Origin of the sequence: Nocardia sp. CC227C (genome assembly GCF_030767025.1) — a bacterium.
In the GTDB taxonomy this organism is placed as follows: Bacteria; Actinomycetota; Actinomycetes; order Mycobacteriales; family Mycobacteriaceae; genus Nocardia.
Window position 1 is genome coordinate 87232 of sequence record NZ_JASITE010000022.1, and the last position, 12073, is coordinate 99304.

Below are 12073 nucleotides of genomic sequence, written 5' to 3' on the forward strand. Positions count from 1 at the left end.
GCCGTGTGGCCGGCTCCACGCGAAAACCCCCGCTGAGAAAGGCAATCCGATGAGCAATCCCTTCGACGACGAAGACGCGCAGTTCTACGTGCTGGTCAATGAGGAGGCCCAGCATTCGCTGTGGCCGGTGTTCGCCGCCATTCCCGGCGGCTGGACCATCGCGCACGGTCCCGCCGACCGGCAGATCTGTCTGGATTTCGTCGAGTCCCATTGGACCGATATGCGCCCGCTCTCGTTGATCGAGGTCATGGCGGAGAACGAATAGACCTGTCGGAAAAAGACTTTTCCGAACAGTGGAAAGAAAGGAATCACCCATGGACGGCGTAGACCTCAACGCCCTGATCGCCGCGCTGCTCGCTCTGATCGGCAGCGGGTCCAGCCTCAACTACGACCCCAACGCCGCCTGAGCACGTTTCACGGCAGACCGATCCCGAAAGGAAAACCCATGGATACCGGTAGCGGCATCGCCAGCCTTTTCCAGGCGCTGGCCCACGTACTGACCTCTGGTTCGTCGACGTCCGTCACCCCCGGCACGCCGACCCCCACCCCCACCACCTAGGAGGGGGCCGACATGGACAGCGGCAGCGCAGTAGACAACTTCTTCAACACCCTGGCCCAGATGATCCTGACCGGATCCTCGGTCTCGTTCCCGCCCACCAGCGGCTCCGCGTAACCGCCGCGGCCGCCGCGGGTCCACAACCACCCGCGGCGGCCTGGCGGACGCGGTCGGCCTCGCCCGCGCTCACGCGATCCGCGCGGCGCGGCGGGCGGGTTCGCTGCGGTAGCGGGAGCGATCCCCGTCGATGTGCAGCAGCCGCCACAGGCGCTTGGTCACCGGGTTCATCAGTCCGAGTTCGGTTGCCAGCGAACGCATGTCCCCGAAGTAGTCGGACAGGATACGGCGCGAGTGCGGCGCCTGCCAGAAGGCTTCCTCGATGACCGAGCGGGGGATGCCGAATTTGCGGGCGAATTCCGGTGGCGGGGCCATGATCTCGCCCGCCAACCAGCGCATGGCCAGTGGGAAGGCGATGCCGCAGACATTGCGGTACACCGTATTCATGGCCGGGATGTGTTCCTTCAGGAACTCGTTGGCGAAGGAGATGTGCCGCGCCTCCTCGGCGATGTGGATCTCCATGCACCGGACCACCGCCGGTGGCAGCTCGGCGCCGTCCCGGATGATGGCCTTCTGGTAGTGATCGATGGGCTCCTCGCCGCCCAGAATGCCGATGAACAGAATCGCCCAGGCGTAGCCACCGGCGACGCCGATGAACGGCGACAGCGCCCGGAAGATGGGCCGCATTCCGGGCACGTCCTCGCCGATGCGGTTCACCAGCTCCTGGAACATCTGGATGTGGTTGCACTCCTCGGTCATCTCGTGGAGGCAGTAACGGAACTCGGGAGATCCGTTGGGCAGCTTCATGATGTACTGCATCATGCCGCGGATGAGCACGCTCTCGAAGGCCGCGCCGACCTTGATGGAATTGGCGATCCGCCAGCGCCCGATCTCGATCTGCCGTTCCAGCGGCAGGCTCCGGTACCAGTCGGTGGCCCCGAGCGGATCGACGTCCGGGGAAAGCACCCAGCGGGGATCGTCCCGGTCGATGGCGAATTCCGGGGAATCCCACGCGATGTCGAGGTAAGGGTCGAAGTGCCGGTCCACCGAACCCTCCGACAGGGTCCGCAGCAGATCGCTGTAGTCACGTACCTCGGGGGTGGTGCCCGGTGCGGTGGAAAGTGTCATCGTCGCCTCCTGGTTGCCGCGCGGCGTGCCCGCGGTTCGGGGGGCACGCCGACCACGCCGGTGTGGTGCGGCTCTCTCCAAGATATGTGAGAACATGAGTTACATACAAGTACTCGATCTCATCGGCCGCCCGCTCAACTCGCCGGCTGCGTCGGAATCCACGCCGAGGTCGGGGGTGTCGGAGCCGGGATGGGCGACGCCCGCGGGATCTCCGCCGGGGCGACCGGCGGATTGTCGATCACCAGCGCCGGTCACGGAAGTCGGGCGGGTTTCGCGGGTTATCGAATCGCCGCCGTGGCGATGTCATGTTGCGGGTAATTCTCACCATTATTTGCTGGCAAATTTTTGGCAAATAAATTGATCGGAAAGACACGCCCTGACCTGCACGAAAGTTCCCTGGAAATGCGGTAGCGAATAGTTCTAGACATCGACACGAGGAGGGAAAGCCAATGGCTACGGACATTGCATCCGTCGAGCACCAGGGTTTCGCCATGCAGGCCATCGGCCGCAGGGGTGTGCGACCGGTCGTTCCCGTCGCGATGCTGGCCGATAACCCGATCGAACCCCAATCGATCGGTCTGTATTGGGACCGAGACGGTGATATCTGGCAGCGGGAGGACACGGGTTGGCGACTGATCCTCCAGAACGGAGTATCGGTCGATCCCATCTCGCTGTGGGACTGGGAGGACGGTTGCGTTCGCGACTACGCGCCCTTCATTCCCGTGTCGTCCTTCGCCGCCGCCGACGGATAGTGCTCCACCGACCGCGGACGCGGTGGCCGTCGGGCCGCACGACCCGGCGGCTCCGGCTCCGAATCGAGTGAGCCCGTTCAGGACGCCGGGGCCGCCGCTCCGAACAATGTCACGCGCATGAGGCGGATCACCCGTGCGGGCGGGCAGATCCGCGGGTCGTCGCCGAACACCCGGCCCAGATCCACCACCAGTCCGAAGGCGGCGTGCACCAGGATGCGCGCCTCGCTCTCGGACAGCTCCGGCCGCACCGCCACCAGCAACCGCACCCATTCCGCCACGATGAGCCGCTGGATATTGCGCAGCACCGTCCGCTCCTCGGGCGAGACGTGCCCGAACTCCGCGTAGTAGACGTAAGTCAGCTCACGTTCGGCGAACGAGCCGTCGACATAGAGGTCGATGAGTGTGGTCAGGGCTTCGGCGGGGCTCGACGAGGAGGCCGTCGCCGGGCCGATCGCCCCCGACACCCGATCCGCCGCCCGGCGGAAGGCGGCGGCGAGCAGATCGCTCTTGGAACGGTAGTACCGGTACACCGCCGAGGCCGCCGACAAGTCCGCGGCCGAGGCGATGTCCTCCATGCTCACATTCGGATATCCGCGCTCGTGGAACAGCTCCACCGCCTTGCGCAGCAGCAGTTCGTGTTTGAACGACTGCGGGATCTCCACCGCCCGCACCGGTTCGACGGCGTCGGCGGGCGGCGGCAATTCGCAGTCGATCACCTGGTAGCAGGACGAGAGCAGCAGTGCGGTAAGCGCTTTGGCGGGCATGGCGGCATGGTGGTCGCCGATGCTGGTGATGATGCTGAACAGCGCGGCGGCCCGCACCGCGCGGTCGTGGCCGTCCAGCTCCGGACGCACCTCGCCGATCAGCCCGCGCACGGTCGCCACCGCCGCGGTGAACTGCTCGTTCAGCGTCGCGCGGTCGGTGTCGTCGAGATAGCGGCCCTCCCAGCGGGTCAGCGCCACGGTGGCGCGATTGGCGATGGTGTCGGCGATGAGCGACTCCAGCACCTGGGTCAGCCGCTGCCGCGGTGTCCAGTCGGCGGCGTCCTCGGGGAGCGTGACCGCGGTGACGGTCAGCTGACCCAGCCGCAGCAGTTCCTCCCGGAACAGCGCGTACTTGCTCGGATAGTGCCGGTAGAGGGCGGCGGAGCTGATGCCGAGGCGGGCCGCGATGTCCTCCATGGAGACACCGTGATAGCCGAGGGAGCCGAAGGCGGCGGCCGAGGTGGCGGCGATTTGGGCGCGCCGATTCTTGGGCCGTCGGCGGATCACGCGTGCGGGCTCGGCTGCGGAAGCGTCGTCGCGTTCGGCATGGGTCTGGCGACGCTCCTCTACGTTCATGTCGCCATGGTAGCGACCAGCGCCTTTACCGCCGTGCAGGGTTCGTCATCCGAATTGTGATCTCTTCGGCGCGAGCATTATTCGCCGTCGCGGCCGATCGGCCCCGTAATCTGCATGGGCACGATCGCGAGGAACGGAGCCGCTATGCGCGGGGTGGAGGTGGAGCGCACTATTCCAGCGCCCATCACCGATGTGTTCGACTGGCTCACCGATGTCACGAACTTCCAGCGGGTGCCCTGGGTCAGACGGGTCACGCTGGTGCGCCCCGGCGACACCAATGGCAACGGGGTGGGCGCGGTGCGGCTGATAGTCACACCGCTCATGCGGCTCACCGAGGAGATCGTCGAGTACTCCCCGCCGACGCGGGTGCGCTACCGCGTGCTCTCGTCCGTGCCGCGGCTGCGCGCCCAGGACGGCAAGCTGGAACTGTCCGAGCACACCGAGGGCACGCTGGTGAACTGGTATTCCACCTTCGAGGTGGACAACCGGTGCCCGAAGCTGTCCACCTGCGCCTACCTGCCGCTGGTGCGCGGCGGATTCCACCTCGTATTGCGCACCGCCGCAAAGGAATTGCGCGGGGAGTAGGGCTCCCGGCGGGCGTCGGCGCGTCCGCGAGGTGGTCGGGGCCGGGGCGCACGGTCTACTCCAGGGCCGCGAGCTACTCCAGGGCCGCGAGCTACTCCAGGGCCGCGAGGGCCATGCGGCGCAGGATGGGGCGGGCGCGGGTGGCCATGGTGGCGGGGGCGCTGTGCGGGGTGGAGTTGATGAGGCCGAAGGTGGCGTGCGCTTGGACGCGGGCGGCGGGTTCGGGGAGGCCGGGGTGCAGGTCGCGCAGGACGGCCACCCAGACCTCGACGTACTGGCGCTGGGTGCGGCGGACCTGACGGCGGGCCGCTTCGGGGAGGTTCTCGAGGTCGCGGTCCTGGATGCGGATGAGCTCCGGGTCGCCGAAGGCGAAGTCGAGGTGGAAGTCGACCAGGGCGGTCAGCGCCGCGCGCGGGGTGGCGGCGTCGGCGACGACCGCGCGGCCGCCGTCGAGCAGGCGCTGGCTGATGCCGACCAGCAGCTCGACCAGCAGCGCTTCCTTGTTGGGGAAGTGGCGGTACACCGCGGGGCCGCTGATCCCCGCCGCCGCACCCAGGTCGTCGAGGCGCATGCCGAGGAAGCCGCGATCGGCGATCAGCCGTGCCCCGGCCTCGAGCAGCTGCTGTCGCCGCTGGGCTTTGAGCTGCTCGCGACGGGTGAGCGTCACGGGTTCGATGCTGCTCACCGCGCACTCCCTTCATCGGATCTGGACAACTCGGTTAGTGAAGATTATCTTATTTCTCAGTTATCGGCGATTAACTGATCGAACAGGATGGCGTGATGACGGTGACCGAACGAGCCCGCACGGGCAACCGGTCCGCGCACCTGGCGCTGGTCGAGGACCTGCGGGCGCGACTGGCGGCCAACGCGCTGGGCGGACCGGAGAAGGCGCGGGAGCGGCACCTGGCCCGCGGCAAGCTGCTGCCCCGGCAGCGGGTGGATCAACTCCTGGATCCGGGCTCGCCGTTCCTGGAGCTCGCCCCGCTCGCCGCCACCGGCATGTACGACGACGAATGCCCGGGCGCGGGCGTGATCGCGGGCATCGGCCGGATCGCGGGCCGCGAATGCGTGGTGGTCGCCAATGACGCGACCGTGAAGGGCGGCACCTACTACCCGCTCTCGGTGAAGAAGCACCTGCGCGCCCAGGAGGTCGCCGCGCAGAACCATCTGCCCTGCGTCTACCTGGTCGACTCCGGCGGCGCGTTCCTCCCCAGACAGGACGAGGTCTTCCCGGACCGCGAGCACTTCGGCCGCATCTTCTTCAACCAGGCCACCATGAGCGCCAAGGGCATCGCCCAGATCTCCGCTGTCATGGGCTCCTGCACCGCGGGCGGCGCGTACGTGCCCGCCATGAGCGACGAGACCGTCATCGTCCGCGATCAGGGCACCATCTTCCTGGGCGGCCCGCCGCTGGTGAAGGCGGCCACCGGCGAGGTGGTGACCGCGGAGGAACTCGGCGGCGGCGAGCTGCACTCCAAGGTCTCCGGTGTCACCGACCACCTCGCGGAATCCGATCAGGACGCACTGCGCATCGTCCGCGACATCGTGGCGACCCTCGGCCCCGCACGCGCCACCCCGTGGGAGGTCGCGCCCCCGGTCGATCCCATCGCACCGCAGGATGAGCTGTACGACGTCGTCCCCACTGATCTGCGCACCCCCTACGACGTGCGCGAGGTCATCACCCGCATCGTCGACGGCGGCGAATTCTCGGAGTTCAAGGCCGAATACGGCAAGACCCTGGTCACCGGCTTCGCCCGCATCCACGGTCATCCGGTGGGCATCGTGGCCAACAACGGCGTGTTGTTCGCCGAATCCGCGCTCAAGGGAGCGCATTTCATCGAGCTGTGCGACAAGCGCACCATCCCGCTGGTGTTCCTGCAGAACATCACCGGATTCATGGTGGGCCGCGATTACGAGGCGGGCGGCATCGCCAAGCACGGCGCGAAGATGGTGACCGCCGTGGCGTGCGCCCGGGTGCCGAAACTGACCGTGGTGATCGGCGGTTCGTACGGCGCGGGCAACTACTCCATGTGCGGGCGGGCCTACTCGCCGCGCTTCCTGTGGATGTGGCCCAATGCCCGCATCTCGGTCATGGGCGGTGAACAGGCCGCCTCGGTGCTGGCGACGGTCCGCGGCGACCAGCTCGACGGCAATGGACAGCCCTGGTCGGAGGAGGATAAGGAGGCGTTCAAGGCCCCGATCCGCGCGCAGTACGAACATCAGGGCCACCCCTACTATTCGTCCGCGCGGCTCTGGGACGACGGCGTGATCGATCCCGCCGACACCAGAACCGTGCTCGGCCTTGCCCTTTCGGTGTGCGGGCAGGCCCCGATCGAACCCGTTTCCTACGGCGTCTTCCGGATGTGACCACCATGATGAACAAAGCCCACCCCGTCGCCTTCGACACCGTGCTGGTGGCCAATCGCGGTGAGATCGCGGTCCGGGTCATGCGCACCCTGCGGGCCATGGGAATCCGCTCGGTCGCGGTGTACAGCGACGCCGACGCCGACGCCCGCCATGTGCGCGAGGCGGATACGGCGGTGCGCCTCGGCCCGGCCCCCGCCCGCGAGTCCTACCTGGACATCGACAAGGTGGTGGACGCGGCCGTGCGCTCCGGCGCGCAGGCGGTGCATCCGGGATACGGCTTCCTGTCGGAGAATTCGGCCTTCGCGGCGGCACTGGAGGCGGCCGATGTCGCATTCCTCGGCCCGCCCGCCCGCGCCATCGAGATCATGGGTGACAAGATCGCGGCCAAGACCGCGGTCTCCGCCTTCGGCGTGCCGGTGGTTCCCGGTATCGCGCGGCCCGGCCTCACCGACGCCGAATTGATCGAGGCGGCAACCGATATCGGCTATCCGGTGCTGGTGAAGCCCTCGGCGGGCGGCGGCGGCAAGGGCATGCGCCTGGTGACCGAGCCGGGGCAGCTGCCCGCCGCGCTGGTCTCCGCCCGCCGCGAGGCCGGTGCCGCCTTCGGCGACGACACGCTGTTCCTGGAGCGCTTCGTCACCCGGCCGCGCCATATCGAGGTGCAGATCCTCGCCGACCGGTACGGTCACATCCTGCATCTGGGCGAACGCGAATGCAGCCTGCAACGACGGCACCAGAAGGTGATCGAGGAAGCGCCCTCCCCGCTGCTGGACGCCGCCACCCGCGCCCGCATCGGCGCGGCGGCCTGCGCCACCGCGCGCAGCGTGGACTATGTAGGCGCGGGAACCGTGGAGTTCATCGTCTCCGCCGACAAGCCCGACGAGTTCTTCTTCATGGAGATGAACACCCGTCTCCAGGTCGAGCACCCGGTCACCGAGATGGTCACCGGCGTGGATCTGGTGGAGTGCCAGCTGCGCATCGCGGCCGGGCAGAAGCTGTTCGTGAACCAGGACGACATCCAGCTGACCGGGCACGCCATCGAGGCTCGCGTGTACGCCGAGGATCCGGGCCGCGACTTCCTGCCCACCGGCGGTACCGTGCTGGCGCTCGCCGAACCGGACGGCACCGGCGTGCGGGTGGATTCGGGCTTGCGCGTCGGCACCGTGGTCGGCAGCGATTACGACCCCATGCTGTCGAAGGTCATCGCCCACGGCGGCGATCGCCGTGCCGCGCTGGCCAGACTCGATGCCGCCCTGGCGGATACCCAGGTGCTGGGCGTGCGCACCAATGTCGACTTCCTGCGCTTCCTGCTCGCCGACGCCGATGTGGTCGCGGGCGAGCTGGATACCGCGCTGCTGGACCGCCGGGCCGGTGACTTCGTGCCGGCCCCCGTGGTGGACAGCCAGTTCATCGCCGCCGCGAGCTACCTGTGGCTGCGCCGCTGGCTGCACGCGGCTCGTGACCCGTGGGAGATCCCCACCGGCTGGCGGATCGGCGGCACCGCCCCGACCGTGCTGCGGCTCAGCGGTGGCGATCGGACCGCGCACGTATCCTTCACGGGCAGGCCCGAGCGCGCCGAGGTCCGGGTGGAGGACGGCGAGAAATCCACGCTCACGGTCGAACTCGACAGCGACGCGCTGGACGGCGGGCAGTGGCTCACCCTCGTCCTGGACGGGGTGCGCACCCGCCACCGGATCGCCGAGCGGCACGGCCACCTCTGGCTCGCCGACCGCACCGGCGTGGCGCAGTTGCGCGAGGTGGCCGAGGCCGACGCGCGCGGCGGGGTCGAACACGTCGGCGACGCCGAAATCCTCAGCCCGATGCCCGGTTCGGTGATCGCCGTGCCCGTCACCGCCGGTGCGGAGGTGACCGCGGGTAGCACCGTCGTGGTGGTCGAGGCCATGAAGATGGAGCATTCGCTCACCGCCCCCATCGACGGCCGCGTCGAACTGCTGGTCGGGACGGGCGATCAGGTGAAGGTAGATCAGCCGCTCGCGCGCGTGGTGCCCGTGAGCGAGTCAGTTTCGGAAGGACACAGCGCATGACCGACTTCCTCGCCACCGGATCGCTTCCGGACGAGTACCGCGAACTCGCGCACACCGTGCGGGATTTCGCCAACCAGGTGGTCGCGCCGGTCGCGGCGAAACACGACGCCGAGCACAGCTTCCCGTACGAGGTCGTGGCGGGCATGGCCGAGATGGGCCTGTTCGGGCTGCCCTTTCCCGAGGAGTACGGCGGCATGGGCGGCGACTACTTCGCGCTGTGCCTGGCCCTCGAGGAACTGGGCAAGGTCGACCAGAGCGTGGCCATCACCCTGGAGGCCGGTGTCTCGCTGGGCGCCATGCCCGTCTACCGCTTCGGCAACGACAAGCAGAAGCAGGAGTGGCTGCCGCAGCTCACCAGCGGTCGCGCCCTGGCCGCCTTCGGGCTCACCGAACCGGGTGCGGGCAGCGACGCGGGCGGCACCCGCACCACGGCCGTGCGCGACGGCGACACCTGGGTGATCAACGGCTCCAAGCAGTTCATCACCAACTCCGGCACCGATATCACCCGGCTGGTCACGGTGACCGCGGTGACCGGCCAGTTGGAGGGCAAGAAGCGGATCTCCACCATTCTGGTGCCCACCGACACGCCGGGGTTCGTGGCCGAACCCGCGTACAACAAGGTCGGCTGGAACGCCTCCGACACCCATCCGCTCAGCTTCACCGATGTGCGGGTGCCCGCCGAGAATCTGCTCGGTGCGGAGGGTCGCGGCTACGCCAATTTCCTGAGCATTCTGGACGAGGGCCGGATCGCCATCGCGGCGCTGTCGGTCGGCGCGGCCCAGGGCTGCGTGGACGAGAGTGTGCGCTACGCCGCCGAACGTGAGGCGTTCGGGCAGCGGATCGGCCGGAATCAGGCCATTGCCTTCAAGATCGCGCGCATGGAGGCCCGCGCGCACGCCGCCCGCACCGCCTACTACGACGCCGCCGCGCTGATGCTCGCCGGGAAACCGTTCAAGAAGCAGGCCTCGATCGCGAAACTCGTCGCCAGCGAGGCCGCCATGGACAATGCCCGCGACGCCACCCAGATTTTCGGCGGCTACGGCTTCATGAACGAATATGCTGTGGCGCGGCACTATCGCGACAGCAAGATCCTGGAAATCGGTGAGGGCACCACGGAGGTGCAGTTGATGCTGATCGGGCGAGAGTTGGGATTGTGAGCGCCGAGATCCGCCGCGTCGTGCAGCGCGGCCTGTGGTTCGACGAGTTCGAGACCGGTGTGCTGTACGAGCACCGGCCGGGCCGGACCATCACCGAGGCCGACAATGTGCTGTTCACGACGCTGACCATGAATACCCAGGCGCTGCACCTGGACGCGGCGTTCGCCGAGGCGTTGCCGCCCTTCCATCAGCGTCTGGTGAATTCCATGTTCACCCTGTCCACACTGGTCGGTCTGTCCGTCGCACAGTTGACGCAGGGCACCATTGTCGCCAACCTCGGCTTCTCCGACATCGCCTTTCCGAAACCGCTTTTCCACGGCGACACGCTGTATGCCGAGACCACGGTCACCGACAAACGGGAATCCGAGAGCCGCCCCGGGGAGGGCATCGTGACATTCGCGCATACCGGGCGGAACCAGCACGGCGATATCGTCGCCACCGCGGTCCGGAAGACACTGGTACGGAAGCAGCCGACCACATGAGCAGCCCTGGGACGAGTTGGGAGATGCCGGGACCGGCGTGGCTGTTCTGCCCCGCCGATCGGCCCGAGCGGTACGTCAAGGCCGCCGCCGCGGCCGATGTGGTGATCATCGACCTCGAGGACGGCGTCGCCGCGGCCGACAAGCCCGCGGCCCGGGAGGCGCTGATCGCGACGCCGCTCGATCCCGACCGAACCGTGGTCCGGGTGAACGCCGCGGGCACCGTCGAGCACATGCTCGATCTCGACGCCGTGGCGCGCACCGAGTACCGGCGCGTCATGCTGCCCAAATGCGAATCGGCGGAACAGATCACCACACTCGCCGACTACGAGGTGATCGCGCTGGTGGAATCCCCGCTGGGGGCGCTGGCGGTGGGCCGGGCGGTCATGGCGCGCAATGCCATCGGCGTCATGTGGGGCGCGGAGGATCTGATCGCGGGTCTGGGCGGCAATTCCAGCCGGCACGCCGACGGGAGCTACCGCGATGTGGCCCGGCACGTGCGCTCGCAATCGCTGCTGGCGGCCAAGGCGTACGGCAAGTTCGCACTCGACTCGGTGTACCTCGATATTCCGGATCTCGACGGGCTCGCCGCGGAAACCCTCGACGCGGTCGCCATCGGATTCGACGCCAAGGTCGCCATTCATCCCGGCCAAGTGCCGGTCATCCGCCGCGCCTACGCTCCCACCGAAGCGGAGCTCGACTGGGCGCGACGGCTGCTCGAGGAAGTACCGAACCACCGCGGGGTCTTCACCTTCGAAGGCAGGATGGTGGACGCACCCGTGCTCCGGCACGCCGAGCGCATCGTGCGCCGGGCACAGGGTGCCGACAGCGCGGGTTTCGCGTCGTAGGAGGTAGTGGTGGAACCGCAGTGGGTACCGAGCGAAGCGGATATCGAGGCGGCCCGGATCACCGATTTCGCACGGTTCGTCGAACGGCGGCACGGGGTTTCCGTGCCGGACTATCCGGCGCTGTGGCGGTGGTCGGTCGATGATCTGTCCGGATTCTGGAAGTCGTTGTGGGAGTACTTCGATCTCGGCGAGGTGCCGGGCGAGGTACTCGCGTCGACGGACATGCCGGGGGCGCAATGGTTTCCGGGTGTACGACTGAACTACGTCGACCAGGTGCTGCGCCAGGCGCGCACCGATCGTCCCGCGATCCTGTCGGTGAGCGAGGACGCCGAGATCGTCGAGATCTCCTGGGCCGAACTGGTTTCCCGCACCATCGCGTTCGCGCACACCCTGCGGGAGCTCGGGGTGCGGCCCGGAGACCGGGTCGTCGGCTACCTGCCCAATATCCCGGAAGCGGTCATCGCCTTCCTCGCCACCGCGAGCATCGGCGCGGTCTGGAGCGCCTGCGGGCAGGACTATTCCGCCCGCGCCGCGCTGGACCGGCTCGGGCAGTTGGAACCGGTGGTGCTGGTGACCGCCGACGGCTACCGCTACGGCGGCAAGGAACACGACAAATGCGAGGAGATCGAGGGCCTGCGCGGCGGACTGCCCTCGCTGCGGTCGACCGTGCTGGTATCGCGACTGGGGCGCTCGGTGCCCGGGGCGCTGCCGTGGGACTCCATCGAACTGGGGCAGGCCGACGCCGACGCCAAGGGGCGT

The 12073-nt window shown here is 68.2% G+C and carries 12 protein-coding genes; 9 read left to right on the plus strand and 3 right to left on the minus strand.

Translation table 11 applies throughout. The annotated features are described in order from the left end of the window. Positions 1-49 precede the first annotated feature (49 nt). Positions 50-265 (plus strand): MbtH family protein, encoded by a 216-nt coding sequence (locus QMO76_RS31595; RefSeq protein WP_306365017.1) that lies wholly within the window; start codon positions 50-52, stop codon positions 263-265. A gap of 477 nt (positions 266-742) precedes the next feature. Here the strand turns inward: QMO76_RS31595 and QMO76_RS31600 are convergent, their stop codons facing one another. Beyond that, the gene (locus tag QMO76_RS31600; protein ID WP_306365018.1) at positions 743-1741 is read right to left on the minus strand and encodes a diiron oxygenase; all 999 of its coding nucleotides are present in this window, start codon (positions 1739-1741) and stop codon (positions 743-745) included. 449 nt (positions 1742-2190) lie between these two features. On the opposite strand from QMO76_RS31600, the gene QMO76_RS31605 reads away from it, so the two are divergent. Beyond that, positions 2191-2493 (plus strand): hypothetical protein, encoded by a 303-nt coding sequence (locus QMO76_RS31605; protein WP_306365019.1) that lies wholly within the window; start codon positions 2191-2193, stop codon positions 2491-2493. A 77-nt stretch (positions 2494-2570) separates the two neighbouring features. On the opposite strand, the gene QMO76_RS31610 is transcribed toward QMO76_RS31605, so the two are convergent. Continuing rightward, a complete protein-coding gene (locus tag QMO76_RS31610; RefSeq protein ID WP_306365020.1) occupies positions 2571-3833 on the minus strand; it encodes a TetR/AcrR family transcriptional regulator in 1263 nt (420 codons plus the stop codon). Between the two features lie 144 nt (positions 3834-3977). Here QMO76_RS31610 and QMO76_RS31615 point away from each other — a divergent pair, with 144 nt between their 5' ends. Next, entirely contained in the window at positions 3978-4418 is a 441-nt protein-coding gene (locus QMO76_RS31615; RefSeq protein WP_306365021.1) for an SRPBCC family protein, read from the plus strand. 91 nt (positions 4419-4509) lie between these two features. Here QMO76_RS31615 and QMO76_RS31620 read toward each other — a convergent pair whose 3' ends face one another. After that, positions 4510-5103 carry a TetR/AcrR family transcriptional regulator gene (locus QMO76_RS31620; protein ID WP_306365022.1) on the minus strand — a complete coding sequence of 198 codons (594 nt, stop codon included), beginning with the start codon at positions 5101-5103 and terminating at the stop codon, positions 4510-4512. A gap of 95 nt (positions 5104-5198) precedes the next feature. Here QMO76_RS31620 and QMO76_RS31625 point away from each other — a divergent pair, with 95 nt between their 5' ends. The 6 genes from QMO76_RS31625 to QMO76_RS31650 all read left to right on the plus strand — a co-directional run. After that, on the plus strand, positions 5199-6785 hold the full coding sequence (locus QMO76_RS31625; RefSeq protein ID WP_306365023.1) for a carboxyl transferase domain-containing protein: 1587 nt from the start codon (positions 5199-5201) through the stop codon (positions 6783-6785). 5 nt (positions 6786-6790) lie between these two features. After that, positions 6791-8830: an acetyl/propionyl/methylcrotonyl-CoA carboxylase subunit alpha gene (locus tag QMO76_RS31630; protein ID WP_306365024.1), complete on the plus strand. Its 2040-nt coding sequence runs from the start codon at positions 6791-6793 to the stop codon at positions 8828-8830. Beyond that, positions 8827-9987, plus strand: coding sequence for an acyl-CoA dehydrogenase family protein (locus tag QMO76_RS31635; RefSeq protein WP_306365025.1), 1161 nt, complete (start codon positions 8827-8829; stop codon positions 9985-9987). The genes QMO76_RS31630 and QMO76_RS31635 overlap by 4 nt, the downstream gene beginning before the upstream one ends. Further along, positions 9984-10469: a MaoC family dehydratase gene (locus QMO76_RS31640; protein WP_306365026.1), complete on the plus strand. Its 486-nt coding sequence runs from the start codon at positions 9984-9986 to the stop codon at positions 10467-10469. The genes QMO76_RS31635 and QMO76_RS31640 overlap by 4 nt, the downstream gene beginning before the upstream one ends. Next, the gene (locus tag QMO76_RS31645) at positions 10466-11314 is read left to right on the plus strand and encodes a CoA ester lyase (RefSeq protein ID WP_306365027.1); all 849 of its coding nucleotides are present in this window, start codon (positions 10466-10468) and stop codon (positions 11312-11314) included. The genes QMO76_RS31640 and QMO76_RS31645 overlap by 4 nt, the downstream gene beginning before the upstream one ends. Positions 11315-11320: 6 nt before the next feature. Then, the coding region (locus QMO76_RS31650; RefSeq protein ID WP_306365028.1) for an AMP-binding protein at positions 11321-12073 on the plus strand (753 nt) is incomplete at its 3' end.